Source organism: Caballeronia sp. SEWSISQ10-4 2 (genome assembly GCF_030464885.1).
In the GTDB taxonomy this organism is placed as follows: domain Bacteria; phylum Pseudomonadota; class Gammaproteobacteria; order Burkholderiales; family Burkholderiaceae; genus Caballeronia.
This window is the reverse complement of record NZ_JALPRJ010000125.1, coordinates 1-16,614: the sequence shown is the minus strand read 5'-3', so window position 1 is coordinate 16,614 and position 16,614 is coordinate 1. Positions and strand designations below refer to the sequence as shown.

Genomic DNA, 16,614 nt, shown 5'->3' with positions numbered 1-16,614 from the left:
ACCATGCGCTTATTGCGCGATGACGGTAATGCCGACATTTCTGTATAACGACATGTCTTAAGGGACGTCTGTTGAAACGATTATCTAACCGTTTTCGCGTTCCGATCCAGCGCGCATTTTGCGCCGGACATTCAGCGGAGATTATTCTTCACGTCCGCGCGCGTTTTTTAAAAATGATTTTCGATCGCGCAACGCTTCACTGCCCGTTTGTCTGCACAGCGCGAATGAGTTTGGAGCGGCTTCCAACACCGAGCTTGTGGAAAGAACGGTCAATATGCGTGCGGACCGTCGTGTAGGAGATACCCAGCCGGAATGCGATTTCCTTGTCGAGCAAACCTTCTACCACCAGCCCGACGACATCCCGTTCGCGTGCCGTCAGATTCTTCAGCACGTCTTCGGAAATCAGCTTGGCTTGAGGTCCGGACTGCTTCGTCATGCCCGCCGCAGCGCGCGCTCGCGCCAGTGCAGCGGTAAAGGCCGGCCGGATGAACTCGGCCATGGCGAGGTCGTGGTCGGAGAAATCGTCTCTCTGTTTGCCGCGCCAGATGCGCAGGTCGCCAATGTTCGAATCGCCAGCCCACGCGTAGACGTTCATACCCCAGTGCAAACCGTCGCGACGCAGAAAGTCGTTGAACAGTTCAGTGCGCATCAGCTCGCCCTGCGGAATCACGTTACTGACACGAACTGCCTCGCGGCAGTATTGCAGGCGCGGGGTCACGGTATCGCGGTACTGGTAGTACTGCTCGTACTCGGACAGATTGTCTTCCGACATGTTGAACGAAACACGATTGACGAATTCCTTCTTCGTGTCGTCCCAGACGTACGACCCGAGGTAGTCCGCGCGCAGCAAGCTGAGCATGCGAACGCCCACTTCCTGTCGCATTAGCTGCTCAGGAAGTGAGTCGGCAAGCACGGCGAAGATGTCGGAAACCAGAGCGGTTTCGCGGCTCGTCAAATACATTTCACGGACATGCTGGTCGATCCCCGGTCAACGGCTCGCGTACGTTTTCGCCACGCGCAAGCCTCCCACATTTTGGAATGCCGCCTTGCAGACTACACGGACGATATTTCCGATTCAAGTCTCTTGTGTTTGTGCCGTTAAACAGTTCGCCGTTACTTCAGTTGACGGACCAGTCGTTTGAATGCATCGCGAGGCGGCGGCGACTACAGTTGCCGGCACCCGGTCCAGACTCCTACCAAACGGGGAAATGCATGGCCTTCATTCCAAATCTGCGTCGCCGCAAACCTGTCATTGCAGCCGGTGAAACTGCTCCAACCCGGCAACCGACCTTTGGTTATATCGACACCCTGTTCGACTATGGCGCGTTCCTGGCAGCGTCGCCGGTGCTCGGCACGTTGCCGGCGAGCGGCCAGACGATTGCGATCATCGGCGCGGGCATGAGCGGGCTGGCATCGGCTTACGAGTTGCTGCGCGCCGGCGCGTCCAACGTCGTGCTGTACGAAGCGTCCGAACGCATTGGCGGGCGCGCCTACAGCATCCCCTTTACGAGCCAGGCGCCGGCATTCCTGGCCGAAATGGGCGCCATGCGTTTCCCTCCCAGCGAGTACAGCCTGTTCCATTACCTCGACCAGTTCGGCATCGAGGCAAACTCGAATTTCCCAGATCCCGGCGAAGTGCTGACCAATCTTGGTTATCAAGGACAGACGTATACGTGGCCGGCGAAAGGCAACCCGCCCGACATGTTTGCGACGGTCCATGCGGGCTGGACCGCGTTCATCAGCGACGGTTTCGCGCCCTCCTCCGGCCCGGCTTTGCTGGCGCCGGTGGCCATCACCGAGTTGTTGCGCGCCGGACAGTACGGTGCGGCGCGCTCAGCATGGCAGGCGCATATCGACATGTTCGGCAATCAGAGTTTCTATAGCGCGCTCCAGACCCTGTTCAGCGGCGCGAATCCTCCCGGCGGCAAACCATGGCGCAACCCGGACGACTACGAGCTGTTCGGCGCGCTGGGGGTCGGTTCGGGCGGACTCGGGCCGATGTATCCGGTCGCTTTCCTGGAGATCGTGCGCCTGATGGTCGATGAACTCGAAACCGACCAGTTGTTCATTCCGGCCGGCATCGAATCGCTGGCGCAGGCGTTTAGCCAGCAAGTCTTCGGCGGCCTCTCGATTGCGCAGCGTGTCGTCAACACGCCGGTTTCGCGCATCGCCCGCACTGGCGAGGGTGTCATGCTCACGCTGGCAGACGGTTCGACCGAGTTTGCCGACCGGGTGATCGTGACGGCCAGCACGCGCGCAATGCAGATCGACATGGCGTTGACCGCGCCCGCGTCGGCGCTCTCCCCGCAGCAGTGCTCGGCGGTCAATGACGTGCACCTGACCAGCTCGTCGAAAGTGTTCGTGATGACGCAGCGGAAATTCTGGCTCGACGAGAATCTGCCCGCGAATATCCAGACCGATACCCTGGTCCGTGGCGTGTATTGCCTCGATTACGCACCCGATAATCCCAATGCGCCGGGCGTCGTGTTACTCAGTTACGCGTGGGAAGACGACGCCATCAAGCAACTCGCGCTCGGGGACAACCAGCGGCGCGTGCAGCGGCTCGTGGCCGATCTGGCGCAGACCAATGCAGCGTTTGCACAGTATGTCGTACCCATCGATAACGACTACCAGACCTACGTGAAGACCATCGACTGGGATTTGCGGCAGGGTTATTACGGCGCGTTCAAGCTGAATTTTGCCGGCGGCGACGCCCAGAGCCAGCAATTGTTCTTCCAGTTCCAGGACAGCAATCAGCCTGTGACGGACCCGTTCATCTATCTGGCCGGAGACAGTTGCTCATTTACCGGCGGATGGGTGGAAGGCGCGCTGCAAACGGGCATCAATGCGGTTTGCGCTGTGATTCGAAGCCTGGGTGGCAGCGTCGTGCCGAACAACCCGCTCGACAATATGTCGCCACCGTATGACTACACGGCCACGTCGACCAGCGAGGCCATCGGCTTGCGTTGAAGCGTGTGCGTTTGCACCGCCAAGGCAAAAAAAGACCCGCGCAAGGCGGGTCTTAGTCTCTCAGTTTCGTATGGCGGAACGCGCGGGCTTTTTTTCTTATCGCACGTTCGGTCTTGCCATCGGAGTTCGGTGTAGACGTCATGCCCCCCGGCTCTAAGCGACAACTTAACTGATTAGAAAGCTTGCCGCATCCTCATTTCTGAGGACAAAGAGCGGTCAACCCTACACATGTAAGGTGGGTGACCGCTTCATCGGACCTCATTTTGATCTTGCAAAACGTACCATTTTTGGTACAATAAAGGCATCGCAAACTTACCCAACCTAAATGCCGACCACCGTCAAGCTCGTTCTGACCGTCCGGTTTTTCCGGACCACTGCTGGTGCCGAGCCGGTGCGTGACTGGCTCAGAGAACTCGGCGCCGTTGATCGCAAGCTGATCGGTGAAGACGCCAAGACCGTGCAAATTGGCTGGCCGCTCGGGATGCCTTTGGTCCGCAAGATGGCGAAGGATTTGTGGGAGGTTCGCATCAGCCTGCCACGCCGAATCGCTCGAATCATGTTCACTGTTGTCAGCAGCGAAATAGTGTTGTTGCACGGCTTCGTAAAGAAATCCCAGGCGACACCGCAGGAAGATATGGGCCTTGCAAAGGACAGGTTGAAACAAGTCAGGAAAGCCGAAAAAGCTTAAAACGTAAGCAACAAAGAAAGTCAGTTAGAAAGCCAAGAAAGCCAAGAAAGCCAAGAAAGCCAAGAAAGCAATGGAGTGCATCATGGCAAACGCACATATCGGAAGCAATTTCGATGACTTCCTCGCCGAGGAAGCGATTCTAGAAGAAGCCACCGCAACCGCGATCAAGCGGGTAATCGCGTGGCAAATTGAACAGGAAATGACGGCGCAACACATCACCAAAACGGCGATGGCAAAGCGCATGAAAACAAGTCGCGCAGCGCTGAACCGCCTGCTGGATGAAACTGATACGAGCCTCACGCTCACTACACTCGCGAGCGCGGCGGCGGCGCTCGGGAAACGGCTCAACTTCGAATTAACGAACGCCTGATCCACTCTGGCGAGAGACTGCTGCGTTTGCCTCAAGTTTTGGATATGGTTGGACCAGGCAAAACGAGGCTGTACGAGATGATGAAAACGGGAGAATTTCCGCAATCCCGGAAAATTCGACACATGTCCGTCTGGGTCGAGTCGGAGGTGCAGGACTGGATCCGGGTCGTCGCCAACCCCAAGAGCATCGGCCAGGATGCTGTAACGCACATAAACGGATGGATAGCTGTCCGTTTATGTGCGCGTTTATGTGCGTAGTCAGCCGATGAAAACCGGGTATGGTTTTAGTTTATCGCTCATAAATCCCAAGCTGGCAAAGGATTATGCTTCGAGTGTGGCCATGTCGATCACAAAGCGATATTTGACATCGCTCTTGACCATGCGCTCGTAGGCCTTGTCGATCTCGTCCATTCGAATCATCTCGATGTCCGACGTGATGCCGTGCTTACCGCAGAAATCCAGCATCTCCTGTGTTTCCGCAATGCCGCCGATCAACGAACCGGCCAGCTTACGGCGCTTGAAAATCAGGTTGGCGACCGACGGAGACGGATGGGCATGCTCCGGCACGCCGACGAGCGTCATTGTTCCGTCGCGCTTGAGCAGCCCGGTGAACTGATCCAGATCATGCGAAGCCGCGACGGTGTTGAGAATGAAATCGAAAGAGTTCGCGTGTTTCGCCATCTGCTGCGGATCTTTCGAAATCACGACCTCGTGTGCGCCGAGGCGCTTCGCGTCCTCAACCTTGCTGGCCGATGTCGTGAACAGCACGACATGTGCGCCGAACGCCGCTGCGAGCTTGACGCCCATATGACCCAGCCCACCCAGCCCGACGATGCCAACCTTCTGCCCGGCCTGGACATTCCAGTGACGCAGCGGCGAATAGGTGGTGATGCCGGCGCACAACAGCGGCGCCACGGCGGCCAGATCGAGGTTCTCGGGAACGCGCAGCGTGAAGGCCTCGTCCACCACGATCGATTTGGAATAACCGCCGTATGTCACGCCGCCCGTGTGTTTGTCCGGCGCATTGTAGGTGCCGATAAAACCGCCCGGGCCTTCGCAATACTGCTCGAAACCTTCCTGACACGACGGGCAAGTCCGGCATGAATCCACCATGCAGCCCACGCCGACCAGCCCGCCGACCTTGAACTTCGTGACTTCGGAGCCGACCTCGGTCACGCGGCCGACGATCTCGTGTCCCGGCACATTCGGATACACCGTACCCGCCCATTCTCCACGCGCGGTATGCAGGTCCGAATGGCAAACGCCGCAATACAGGATGTCGATGCGGACGTCGTGTGCACCGGTATCCCGGCGATCGAAGGCGAAAGGAGCGAATGGCGCATCGGCGGATTGCGCTGCATAGCCATAGGTCTTAAACATGATGTTGTCCTTGAAATGATTCGTTTGATCGTTGCTACCGGGCGCGTTGTCCGTTCAAAAACACGGACATGCTCGTGCGTAAGCAGCGCTGGCGAGGTGCGTTGCGCGGGCCAGGCCGTCACGCGAAATGCTTGATGGACGACAACTGGTTTGAGTTCGACGCCGCGCGGAAATCCTGGGACGCCTGAGACGTCGAGTCGGGGACAAGTTGCTTATGTCGATATCGACCGGTTGAGTGGTTGCACGATTGCGTATGCAATTCCGTGCGAACCGCCAGGCTTCGGCTCCAAATCCTAAGCCCCGGAAGGATGCGAGTGCCCTCTTCGCTGGACAGTATGCAAACTCTGATCAAACCACTCAATGGAAATATTGCGATTTCACAATTCCAATTAATGGAATGTGATATTGACGCAGTTTGCGGATTGATCTCGGAAGGCGCTTATCGCGAGCGGATGTTGAACTACATGCGCCCCTTCCAGGACGACAATGCCTTTTCCAGCCGTCGCATCAAGGCGTCGAAGCAGATTGGGCGGCTCCTTGCGCACAGGAGCTCGGGATTGCTTGCGCTGGTGACTTGAGAACCCTGCGAAATTGTCCTCAGTAAAACCATCTCCCAAGCGGCCGTGTCAAGATTTTTCCAGGCTTGCCGTAATCACGATCAATGATGCGCAAACGTTCTGCGCCACACAGCGAAAGGGAGAAGGAACATGAGTGATTCAGACTGGCCAATGGTTGGGGTATATCTTGTGGTGCTGATCGGCTCAGTGCTGCTCTTGAGCGCGCTGTCCATGCGTGGGACGAGACTGCGGCTCCCCAATGTCTTGTCACGGGACAAATCACCAACCTGACGGATGGCGCCAAGGCTTCTAGTGCAAATAGCGCACGCGAGCGAGCGGATGTTTTTGTCCCCTTGGGCAAGCTGAAAACATCGTCACGGACAGACGAATCGAACGGGTCTTTTACCCGGTGTTCCCGCCCGATCAGAACGCAGCCGATCTTCTCGCCTGGCTGCGCGCTGATCGGGAAACAGGTCAGTCGCAATTGTGAAAACCGGGCCGCCACTCTCGTGTACGATGACTTCACGTCGGGGCCCGGTATCTGAGCGTTGCAGTCAACGTCATGCCTCGGGCACGGTGCAATAACCCGCGCGCCCGAGCTGGATCGGGCATCCTGTCAGCCGTCATTCGGTAGGGATTTCCATGCCACGTTCCGACTGGACTCGTGAAGCGATTCGCAAGATCGAGGCCGACTACAACCGCTCCGCCGATACCCACCTGATTCCGCTGGACTTGCCCGGTTATCCGGCCATCCGTTTCTATTTCAAGGATGAATCCAGCCATCCGACCGGCAGCTTGAAACATCGTCTGGCGCGCTCCTTGTTTCTTTACGCGCTCTGCAATGGCTGGCTGCGCGAGCAAAGCACGATAGTGGAAGCGTCCAGCGGATCGACGGCCATTTCCGAAGCGTATTTCGCGAGCCTGCTCGGCCTGCCCTTCGTCGCGGTGATTCCGGCCGGCACATCCAGGGTGAAAATCGAGGCGATCGAGTTCTATGGTGGGCGCTGCCATCTGGTCCCCAATCCAGCCGATATCTATACGGAATCGCACCGTCTCGCCGCAGAAACCGGTGGTCATTTCATGGACCAGTTCACCTACGCCGAACGTGCCACCGACTGGCGGGCAAACAACAATATCGCCGAGTCGATTTTCAGGCAGATGGACGACGAGGAGTACCCCGTGCCGGCCTGGCTCGTGTCCAGCGGTGGCACCGGCGGCACGATCGCCACCTTGGGACGCTATGTAGCGTATCGCCGGCATACCACGCGCATTCTTTGCGCCGACCCCGAGAATTCCGTATTTTTCGACTACTTCAAAAGCACGCTGGCGGGTCATCCGGATAGCAGCCTGACGCTGGACGTTGGATCTAAGATCGAGGGCATTGGCCGCCCGCGCGTTGAACGCTCCTTCATTCCAACTTGCGTCGACGCCATGCTCAAGGTGCCCGACGCCTTGTCTTTTGCCGCAATGCGCTATCTGGCCGGGCGCTTCGGACGTCGCGTGGGCGGCTCGACGGGGACTAATTTCGTCGGTGTCCTGTATCTCGCCGAACGCATGAAGCAGGCGGGCAAGCAGGGAGCCATCGTCAGCCTGCTGTGCGATAGCGGCGAACGTTATAGCAATACCTACTATGACGATGCGTGGTACCAGGCGCAGGGAATGCTGGTCGCGGAACCCGATGCACTGATCGCGCGTGCGGTGGCCGGCGAGCCGATGCTGACGCAGCAGACTATTGCGGGTCTGGAGGCGGCCGGAGTGGGAATGTAGAGAGCTGCAGAACAGCGATTCGTTTTGGCCGCTTAAACAGGGCCGCATTTTGAAACCCAAGTTTCTTCGCACACACAAGCTGAGGTTCCAATGACACGCACTGTCGCCGAAAAACGCGCCGCCTTCCGCGCTCTTCACAGCCAAGGCTGTTTCGAGTTGCCTAACCCGTGGGATGCCGGCAGCGCCCGGATGTTGCAGCACCTGGGCTTTGCCGCGCTGGCATCGACCAGTTCAGGCTTCGCGTGGTCCACGGGCCGCCCCGACTACGCCGTGACCTGTTCCGACGTCCTGCAACATCTGTCCGCTCTCTGCGAGGCCGTGGACCTGCCGGTGAATGCCGACTTCGAGTCTGGCTTCGCTTCCGACCCTGCAACGCTCGCGGCCAACGTCAGCCTCGCGATACAGACGGGCGTGGCCGGCTTGTCCATCGAAGATCGCGACGTGGAAGCGCCGTTCGGTCTCTATGACACCGCCGTGGCCGTAGAGCGTGTGCGTGCGGCCCGGGCGGCAATCGACCGGTCAGGCGAGGACGTGATCCTGGTTGCGCGAACAGAAGGCCTGCTAAGCGATCCTGGCGCGGTCAGCCAGGCCATCGACAAACTGGTGGCCTTCGCTGCCGAAGGTGCCGATTGCTTGTATGCGCCGGGCGTTGTCGAGAAAGCCGATATAGTGACGATGGTTCGCGCCGTGGCGCCCAAGCCGGTCAACGTACTGATGATGCGTCCCGGTATGAGTGTGGCCGAACTGGCCGACCTTGGCGTGCGGCGCATCAGTGTCGGCGGAGGATTGGCGCGGGTTGCGTGGGGAGCCATGATCGCGGCCGCGGAGCAAATGAAGGCCGGCTCTTTCGATGGTCTGGCCGGGGCAGCGTCGGGCAAGCAATTGAACGATGTCTTCGGCGGATTCTCCTGAGCCTGCAACATTTGCCTGGCTAAAAAGGGTTGGCAGCCGCCATAACTGCCTGATAATATTGAGACGTGGATTGCCCTTGGCTCCACGCCATTCAACCTTCATCTCTCAAAGGGAGGCGAAACATGATCACATTCGTTACCGCCGTCCCTAACTCGGCACCGCGACCCTTTTAGGTCGCCGTCCACGCGGGCACAGCAGCCCGCGCCGTTTCCAGACAGTCCGTTGTTGTCAGTTCGCCCGCACATGCGGGCGCGCTCGGGCTGTCGCTCTCATTTTCTCCTGACCGGATAGCCTCGTGGCGCGTCGCGCCATTGGCTGTGGCAAATGGCTTATACAAAAAAAATCGACTTCGGCGGACGTGCGTTCAAAGACGTTCTCGGTTTCACCATTGCTCATTGGGGCAAGCAACCGTGGCGCATCGTGGCCATCGTCCTGCTCGCGCTGCTGTCGGCGCTGGCCGACGTCATGACGCCGCTCTACGCGGGGCGGCTCGTGGATGCGCTCGCCGCCGGCGCGGCCGGCAAGGAGCTGGCATGGCGCGCGGCGACGGCCGCGTTCGCCACACTGGCCTTCCTCGGATTGACCGGCACGTTGCTGCGCCAGTTCACGTTCATGAACATCATCGTGTTGACGCTCAAGATGATGAGTGAAATTGCCTCGAACGCATTTCATCGCGTGCAGCGTTTCTCCGCCGACTGGCACGGCAACAGCTTTGCCGGTTCGACCGTGCGCAAGATCACGCGCGGCATGTGGGCGCTCGACCTGCTCAACGACACGCTGCTCGTGGCGCTGCTGCCGTCGCTCGTCATGCTGGTCGGGGCGACGGTGCTGCTGGGCCTTCACTGGACCGTGATGGGCGTGGTCGTGGGCATCGGTTCGTTGCTCTACATTGCGGTGACGGTCGGCCTGTCGCTCGGCTTCGTTGCGCCCGCGGCGCGCCTCGGCAACGCGTGGGATACGCGCATGGGCGGTGCGCTGGCAGACGCGGTGAGCTGCAACACCGTGGTCAAGGCCTTCGGTGCGGAAACCCGCGAGGAAGCGCGGCTTGCCCGCGTGATCGGCAAGTGGCGTCACCGCACGCGGCGGACGTGGGAGCGCGGCACGATCAACGGTGGTGTGCAGGGCGGCATGCTGGTGGTCATGCAGGCGGCAATTCTTGGCGCCGCGCTGCTGCTGTGGGAAGCCGATAAAGCCAGCGTAGGCGACATCACGTTCACGCTGACCATGTTCTTCATGTTGCAGGGGTATTTGCGTGAAGTCGGAATGCACGTGCGCAATTTGCAGCGTTCAGTCAACGACATGGAAGAGCTGGTTTCACTTGAAGGTCAGCCGCTGGGAGTGGAAGACAAGCCCGACGCCGGCCTTATCGTGATCGGCAAAGGCGAGATCCGCTTCGAGCATGTGAGCTTCGCCTACGATGGCCACACGAAGCCGCTGTATGACGACTTCTCGGTGCGGATTGCGCCGGGAGAACGTGTAGGTCTGATCGGGCATTCAGGGTCCGGCAAGACGACGCTGATCAAGCTCATCCAGCGGCTTTACGACATCTCCGGCGGCCAGATCCTGATCGACGGGCAGAACATTGCCGATGTCCGGCAAGCGTCGCTGCGCGGACAGATCGCGATCGTCCAGCAAGAGCCGGTGTTGTTCCACCGCTCGCTTGCGGAGAACATTGCGTATGCCCGGCCGGGCGCGACCCGCGCGGAAATTGAGCGGGCCGCAAGACAGGCTAGCGCCCACGATTTCATCGCGACGCTGCCTCAAGGTTATGAAACGCTCGTGGGTGAGCGCGGCATCAAGTTGTCGGGGGGCGAACGCCAGCGAGTGGCGATTGCCCGTGCCTTCCTCGCGGATGCGCCCATTTTGATCCTGGACGAAGCGACATCGAGTCTCGACAGCGAGAGCGAAGTGCTGATCCAGCAGGCCATGGAGCGGCTGATGGTCGGCCGCACTACGCTGGTTGTTGCACACAGGCTTTCGACGGTGCGTGCGCTGGACAGGCTGCTGGTGCTCGACAAGGGCTTGATTGCGGAAGAAGGCAGCCACGAGAAGCTGATCGAGCTCGACAACGGCTTGTACCGGCGTCTGTTCGAACGGCAGGCGCTCGGATTGACGACCGATCGTGCGGAGCCACAGGTTGTGGCAAAGACCGGCCGCCCGGCCGGTGGTTATGTCGACGATTCCTCGTTGATCACGGGGAGATGATGCAACGGTCCGGGCAGGCCCCGGACCGTTGTTGTACGCGGATAGCGCGGGGTGAACCTCTGGCAGGTTCAGTCACTGGTGGCGACGCGTATGGGTATCGGTGTTCGGAGAAGGAGGGGTTCAAACATCCTCGAGTCTGGCGAGCACCGTGCTATCAGGTGCCAGAAACTTCTAGCCTGCACGCTAGGGACATTAACTAGCCGATGGTTGGGAGGCGTTTTCTTTGCTTCTGTTTCTTTTTCGCCGTTGGAAAAAGAAATGAAGTGCCGCCACGCACAGTGGCTAATAGTGATAAAGAGAACAGCTAATTCACGAAGACCACTAACGCCGAGAGCACCAACCCGGCCTCAACCCCAACCGCCAGAACCCAAACCCCAAACCCGTCCACCGTCGCGAGCGAATCAAAATTCCTGCATGGTCGGACGAAGCACGATCTCGTTGATATCGACATCGGCCGGCTGTTCGATCGCGTAAGCGATAGCCCGAGCCACCGAGTCCGCGGAAATCGCCTGCTGATAAAACTGCCCCACCACCTTCGCGCTCTCGTCATGCGAGCTGCCGAATTTCAGTTCGGAATCGACAGCGCCCGGTAGAATGATCGTCGTGCGAATCGCGGCGCCGACTTCGTGCCTGAGTCCTTCGGAGATAGCGCGTACGGCAAACTTGGTGCCGCTATAGACGGTGCCGCCGGGGCTGAAAACCTTGATACCCGCCACCGATGAAATGTTGATGAAGTGGCCGCTGTTCTGCTTCTGGAATACCGGCAACGCCGCCGCGATCCCATACAGCACGCCCTTGATGTTGATGTCGATCATGCGTTCCCACTCGTCGACTTTCGTCTCCGACATAGGTGCAATCGCCATCAACCCGGCGTTATTGACCACCACGTCCACTCGTCCGTAAGCGCTCACTGCGCGGTCGACCAGCGCCTGGACATCTGCGCGGCGCGTGACATCGGCTGCTAATACCTCGACCTTGCCGCCCGCTTGCCGCAAATCCGCAGCGATGTTTTCAAGCCGGTCAAGACGACGCGCACCCAATACTAGCGATGCACCTTTCGCCGATAAATGACGTGCCGTTGCTTCACCGAGCCCGCTGCTCGCACCGGTGATGACAACGACCCTGCCTTCGATTCCATTACTGACGTTATTGCTCATGTTTGACATGCCCCTGTGATCCTGGGGGCGAAGGCCCCCGCTACAGAAGACAGTATGGGAATCGCAAGCAAACCATTCAATGGAAATGATACGATTTCATAATTCCATTTTATGGAAGCAAAACCGGGAACTCCTCATGCAGAATCGCCTCGAAATGTTGCGCATCTATTGCGCGGCCGTTGAAGCAGAGAGCTTTAAAGAAGCGGCTACGCGGCTGGGCACGTCGCCTCAGGCAGTCACGCGCGCGGTTCAGGAAGCGGAAGCGCTCGTGGGGGAAATCCTCTTCCACCGGAATACGCGGCGTGTGCGCGCCACGGAAGCTGGGGAAGCGTTCGCTCATCGGGCGCGCGATCTCGTGCAGCAGATGGACGAACTGCTACGACCGAAAGACAGCGAGATCGATGCGGAAATTGCCGGCCCAGTTCGGCTGACCGCACCCAAATCCATTGGCGAACGGTTTCTCATGCCGGCGCTTGCGCGTCTCGCCGAGAAGCATCCGCGGATCATGCTCGACCTGCGTTTGTCCGATGCGATCAGCGATCCCATTGCGGAGCAGATTGATATTGGCGTGAGGATAGGCTTCATGCGCGACAGTCGCTTCGTGGTTCGCCCGGCATCGCGCGTGGGTTTCTCTGTCATCGCCAGCCCCAAACTGATCGCACGCGTGGGTGAGCCGACCGACTTGGCGGCACTTGCGCTTTTGCCTACGACGGGATTCATCGACAGGAACACCGGTCGCCTATGGCCCTGGCAATTCGCCAACGGGCAGCAATTCGCACCGGCCAACCTGGCGTTCCAGACCGACGACGGAGACTGCGAGTGTCGGGCGGTCGTCGCAGGGTTGGGGTTTGGACAGATCGTGAGTTATCTCGCACAGCCTTTGCTGCGCGCCGGCAAGGTCGTCAGCGTGCTTGACGGTTATGCGCCGGAGGCTTGGCCGGTATACGTTTATCGGCCGCAGCGGGGACCCGTGCCGGCACGCATACGGCTTGTGTTCGACGCGATGCTGGCGGCGCTGGAGAAATCGGAGTTGCAGTAGGGGCCTTATGTGTCAGGCTTACATTCGTTCCGAGACGGTTTTCTAACCAGCATGCATGCGGGCGTGGTAGCTGGAAAAGCCGGAAGCCGGCCACCACGCCGACAACCGGCGCTCATTCAATCGTCGCGTTAAAAAGCTTCCCGCTCCGCGTTCGCCGCGCCGCTTGCTGCGGGTACGGGTACGGGTACGGGCAACGCGGGCGATGAGCGTGACGGTGAACGCGGCGATAACTTCGCGACCCGCCCCTTAGGCTCCAGGCGCGGTTTTGCCTGCGTCTTCGGCTGGACTTTCGCGCTTATAGCCCGCGTTGCATGCCCCATCGAGTCTTCGCTGCCTAATCGGAACGAGGACACTGCCTGAGACAGCTTGCGCCCCTGATCCTCGAGCGATTGCGACGCGGCAGTCGCCTCTTCGACCAGTGCCGCGTTTTGCTGCGTCACTTCATCCATTTGAGTAATCGCCGTGTTGACTTGTTCGATACCGCGACTCTGCTCACCCGATGCAGCAGCAATTTCCCCCATGATATCGTTCACGCGAGCGACAGCGTTCGTGACTTCCGACATCGTTCGGCCTGCTTCGCTTGCCAGCCCCGAGCCGGTCTGGATCTTCTGCACCGAGGTCGAGATCAGATCCTTGATTTCCTTCGCTGCGCCGGAGGAACGCTGCGCGAGGCTACGCACTTCGCTCGCTACAACCGCAAAGCCCCTGCCTTGTTCACCGGCGCGAGCCGCTTCGACTGCGGCATTCAGAGCGAGGATATTGGTCTGGAACGCAATGCCTTCGATGATCCCGGTGATATCCGCTATCTTCTTGGAGCTTTCGCTGATGTCGGCCATCGTATCGACCACCTGCCCCACGACGCTGCTGCCCTTTGCCGCCACGTCCGATGCGTTCGATGCCAGCGAACTCGCCTGTGCCGCGTTTTCCGCGTTTTGCTTGACCGTCGAGGTGAGCTCTTCCATGCTTGCCGCGGTCTCCTGCAATGACGACGCTTGCTGCTCGGTGCGCGACGACAAGTCAATGTTGCCCGATGCTATCTCGCCGGAGCCCGCGGCGATACTATTGGCGGCCATTCTGACTTCGCTGATCAGCTTGACCAGACTGCCCTGCATCGCGCCCATCAAAGCGAGCACGCTGCCGGCAGGTGCCAGATCGGCCCCGCGAACCGGGCTCAGGTCGCCGCTCGCCACCCGTTGCGTCACTTCCCCGAGCGCAACAGGTTCGGCACCCAGGGCGTTGACCAGCCCGCGAATAATGAGGGTGGCCGCGCCGATCGCGATGGCAAGTGCGATCAGACAGATTGCAATGAGCAGGATGCGTTTGCTTGAATAATCAAGCGCCGACTGTGCCCCCATACTCTTGGCGCGCTCGGCGGTGTACTCGGAATAATCGTTGGTCGCCTTGATCAGTTGAGCGAGAAGCGGGCGACATTGATCGTTGATCATTGTGATGGCGTCGTCACGCTTGTTGGTAAGCGCGGCATTGACGATGTTCATCGCGACCGGGCCATACGCACTTTCCACGCGACTAATCTCGGCAACCAGACTGCGTGCTTTGTCGGTGTCGTCGGCCGCATGCGTGACCTGATCGTTCAACTGACGCAGTGCGTTCTGCACGTCCTCGTGCGCCTTGGCCACGTCTGCTTTTTCTGCGTCGAGGTCCGCAGGTTTCGTCACCAGCACCAGATCGCGGGCCGCGATTGCGCGCCGATCCACCGCCGTGCGCACAGTCTCCGCAAGACGCGCACGCGCCTCTATGCCGGAGACATAATTAGAGAATTGACTATTCGCGTCGCCAAGCGCCTTGAGTGAAAAGATTGAGATGGCGACAAGCACGATGATCAACAGACCAAAGCTCCATGAGAGCTTCACTTTGACCGAAAGCGATTTGAAATTCATTTTTATGGTGCTCCCTTCGTTGATGGTGTGAAACGCTCAAGCAAGCGCGCCCCAAACATTTCGCTCAGTAGTCGACAAGGGATTGGCCAGTCTTTGTAAAATGCATGACATGGGCCGGCTTTTCTCTCACCTTGACTACGGCCGGGCTGGCCCAATCTGGAGGGTGCTTGTGAAGGACAAACGTTTGCCGAAAAAAATAAATAACCAGGCAGATGATTTGTCGTTCATTTGTCCGCCTTAATTTGCTTGGACTGCCAAGTTTTGGCAAACAAGAAGCGCTCTTGGAGCGCAGATGTTTTCAGCACAGAAGGAAGTGCCGACAGAGTCTGTCTTGCGCTTGTCCACCGCGTCAGGTTTAGAGTTTTATGTTTTTCCAACGCGCCTTCGTATCGCTTCCTGAAGATGCAAAACGAACGTGGTTTTTAGGCATGACGAGCAGATCCAGAAGATCATGAGGCTCGGAAGATCGCCCGCGCGCAGCGTCCACTCGATTAGATCAGGGGCTAGGCGCGCGGTGAAATCGCTTGAAAGATGAAGCCTTTCAATCTCCTACTCGACGACATCCCAACTTACGTTACCCAGCTGAGCACGGGCCTTCTCCCAGTACCCCAGTACTCTTCTGAACGCCCGGCGGGGCTGCCATCCAGCTCCCAAAGATAAAATGCGAGCGCAAACACTTGTTCTTCCGACATAGGAACACTCATGATCAACTCCGGCATTGAATTGCAGCGAGCCCTATTGCGCGCTGTCTCTGCCGAAAGTTTAGGCGGACCCTCGGCAATAATTCAGAGTGCGGATGACAATGAATTATTGTCGTTTTAAGTGTAAACACCTACGCGGATAGTGGCCAGGTACGACCCAGCTTTGGCCAGCACGCGCGAAACGCTTGTGCGATTTTGCCAATCGGCGCTGGACGACCGTTCTATGCGTCCAGGCGGTCCAGGATGACCCGTTCGCCCGTTTCGGGGATTTCAACCTGCTTGATGACCTTCGAAATGCGGTTCCTGCTCAACTCAAAAGCAAGCATGAGTTGCTTCGTCGAGTCATCCGCCGCGCCAAGGTATTCGCAAACCGCCTCAATCGGAATGGAGAAGGCGCAATAACCCCAACCGAGGCCATAAGCGGAAAACCACAATGAAGCATCGTGAGAAATGAATGGTGCGCTGAGACTGACAAGCTTAGCGTTCATCGTCCACCTCGTTCCGGATATTAGCGACGTCGAATCTTCGCACATGCCGCCGCGTTCCTAAAGCATGGCAGTCTGACGACTCGCTTACGCCGGCCCTTCTCCTTGCGAAATTATTTTCGCTCGCGCCGGTGGACGGGTTTGGGGTCTTGTGGTTTTGGGGTTAGTGGTCGGGGGTCGGTGCCGGGTGGGTGCTTTCAGCCTTAGTGGTCTGCGTGAGTTAGGTGTATTTTTTATCACTTTTAGCCACTGTGCGTGGCGGCACGTCATTTCTTTGTCCACGGAAAGCGACAAAGAAACGAAGCAAAGAAAGCGCTTCCCAACCACCGGCAAGTTAGTGTCCCTAGCGTGCAGGCTAGGAGTTTCTGGCACCTGATAGCACGGTGCTCGCTAGACCGCAGGATGTGTGAACCCCTCCTTCTCCGAATACAGATACCCACACGCTTCGCCACCAGTGACTGAACCTGCCCAAGGAACACCCCGCGC

15 protein-coding genes are annotated in these 16,614 nt (G+C 58.8%); 9 read left to right on the top strand and 6 right to left on the bottom strand.

All coding sequences use genetic code 11. The features are described from left to right. Positions 1–196: 196 nt before the first annotated feature. On the bottom strand, positions 197–961 hold the full coding sequence (locus tag M0D69_RS40605) for a response regulator transcription factor (RefSeq protein ID WP_301787441.1): 765 nt from the start codon (positions 959–961) through the stop codon (positions 197–199). Between the two features lie 251 nt (positions 962–1,212). Between M0D69_RS40605 and M0D69_RS40600 the strand changes: the two genes are divergently transcribed. The 4 genes from M0D69_RS40600 (at position 1,213) to M0D69_RS43970 (ending at position 4,285) form a co-directional block, all read left to right on the top strand. Beyond that, on the top strand, positions 1,213–2,970 hold the full coding sequence (locus M0D69_RS40600) for an NAD(P)/FAD-dependent oxidoreductase (RefSeq protein ID WP_301787440.1): 1,758 nt from the start codon (positions 1,213–1,215) through the stop codon (positions 2,968–2,970). A gap of 325 nt (positions 2,971–3,295) precedes the next feature. Further along, positions 3,296–3,658 carry a type II toxin-antitoxin system RelE/ParE family toxin gene (locus M0D69_RS40595; RefSeq protein WP_301787439.1) on the top strand — a complete coding sequence of 121 codons (363 nt, stop codon included), beginning with the start codon at positions 3,296–3,298 and terminating at the stop codon, positions 3,656–3,658. A gap of 82 nt (positions 3,659–3,740) precedes the next feature. Continuing rightward, on the top strand, positions 3,741–4,028 hold the full coding sequence (locus tag M0D69_RS40590; RefSeq protein ID WP_301787438.1) for a Fis family transcriptional regulator: 288 nt from the start codon (positions 3,741–3,743) through the stop codon (positions 4,026–4,028). Continuing rightward, positions 4,013–4,285: a helix-turn-helix transcriptional regulator gene (locus tag M0D69_RS43970; RefSeq protein WP_367619833.1), complete on the top strand. Its 273-nt coding sequence runs from the start codon at positions 4,013–4,015 to the stop codon at positions 4,283–4,285. The genes M0D69_RS40590 and M0D69_RS43970 overlap by 16 nt, the downstream gene beginning before the upstream one ends. A gap of 63 nt (positions 4,286–4,348) precedes the next feature. On the opposite strand, the gene M0D69_RS40585 is transcribed toward M0D69_RS43970, so the two are convergent. Further along, the gene (locus M0D69_RS40585; protein WP_301787437.1) at positions 4,349–5,407 is read right to left on the bottom strand and encodes an NAD(P)-dependent alcohol dehydrogenase; all 1,059 of its coding nucleotides are present in this window, start codon (positions 5,405–5,407) and stop codon (positions 4,349–4,351) included. Between the two features lie 335 nt (positions 5,408–5,742). Between M0D69_RS40585 and M0D69_RS40580 the strand changes: the two genes are divergently transcribed. The 4 genes from M0D69_RS40580 (at position 5,743) to M0D69_RS40565 (ending at position 10,848) form a co-directional block, all read left to right on the top strand. Then, positions 5,743–5,985: a hypothetical protein gene (locus M0D69_RS40580; protein WP_301787436.1), complete on the top strand. Its 243-nt coding sequence runs from the start codon at positions 5,743–5,745 to the stop codon at positions 5,983–5,985. A gap of 621 nt (positions 5,986–6,606) precedes the next feature. After that, positions 6,607–7,731 carry a PLP-dependent cysteine synthase family protein gene (locus M0D69_RS40575; RefSeq protein ID WP_301787435.1) on the top strand — a complete coding sequence of 375 codons (1,125 nt, stop codon included), beginning with the start codon at positions 6,607–6,609 and terminating at the stop codon, positions 7,729–7,731. A 90-nt stretch (positions 7,732–7,821) separates the two neighbouring features. Further along, positions 7,822–8,643: an oxaloacetate decarboxylase gene (locus tag M0D69_RS40570; protein ID WP_301787434.1), complete on the top strand. Its 822-nt coding sequence runs from the start codon at positions 7,822–7,824 to the stop codon at positions 8,641–8,643. A gap of 324 nt (positions 8,644–8,967) precedes the next feature. Beyond that, complete coding sequence (locus M0D69_RS40565; RefSeq protein WP_301787433.1) at positions 8,968–10,848, top strand: ABC transporter ATP-binding protein; 1,881 nt, start codon at positions 8,968–8,970, stop codon at positions 10,846–10,848. Between the two features lie 401 nt (positions 10,849–11,249). On the opposite strand, the gene M0D69_RS40560 is transcribed toward M0D69_RS40565, so the two are convergent. Next, positions 11,250–12,005 (bottom strand): SDR family oxidoreductase, encoded by a 756-nt coding sequence (locus M0D69_RS40560; RefSeq protein ID WP_301787432.1) that lies wholly within the window; start codon positions 12,003–12,005, stop codon positions 11,250–11,252. A 136-nt stretch (positions 12,006–12,141) separates the two neighbouring features. On the opposite strand from M0D69_RS40560, the gene M0D69_RS40555 reads away from it, so the two are divergent. Further along, positions 12,142–13,044 (top strand): LysR family transcriptional regulator, encoded by a 903-nt coding sequence (locus tag M0D69_RS40555; RefSeq protein ID WP_301787431.1) that lies wholly within the window; start codon positions 12,142–12,144, stop codon positions 13,042–13,044. A gap of 128 nt (positions 13,045–13,172) precedes the next feature. On the opposite strand, the gene M0D69_RS40550 is transcribed toward M0D69_RS40555, so the two are convergent. From M0D69_RS40550 to M0D69_RS40540, 3 genes are all read right to left on the bottom strand, one after another. Continuing rightward, the gene (locus tag M0D69_RS40550; protein ID WP_301787430.1) at positions 13,173–14,942 is read right to left on the bottom strand and encodes a methyl-accepting chemotaxis protein; all 1,770 of its coding nucleotides are present in this window, start codon (positions 14,940–14,942) and stop codon (positions 13,173–13,175) included. 569 nt (positions 14,943–15,511) lie between these two features. Next, a complete protein-coding gene (locus M0D69_RS40545; RefSeq protein WP_301787442.1) occupies positions 15,512–15,634 on the bottom strand; it encodes a DUF2934 domain-containing protein in 123 nt (40 codons plus the stop codon). A gap of 230 nt (positions 15,635–15,864) precedes the next feature. Further along, on the bottom strand, positions 15,865–16,131 hold the full coding sequence (locus M0D69_RS40540; RefSeq protein WP_301787429.1) for a hypothetical protein: 267 nt from the start codon (positions 16,129–16,131) through the stop codon (positions 15,865–15,867). Positions 16,132–16,614 lie beyond the last annotated feature (483 nt).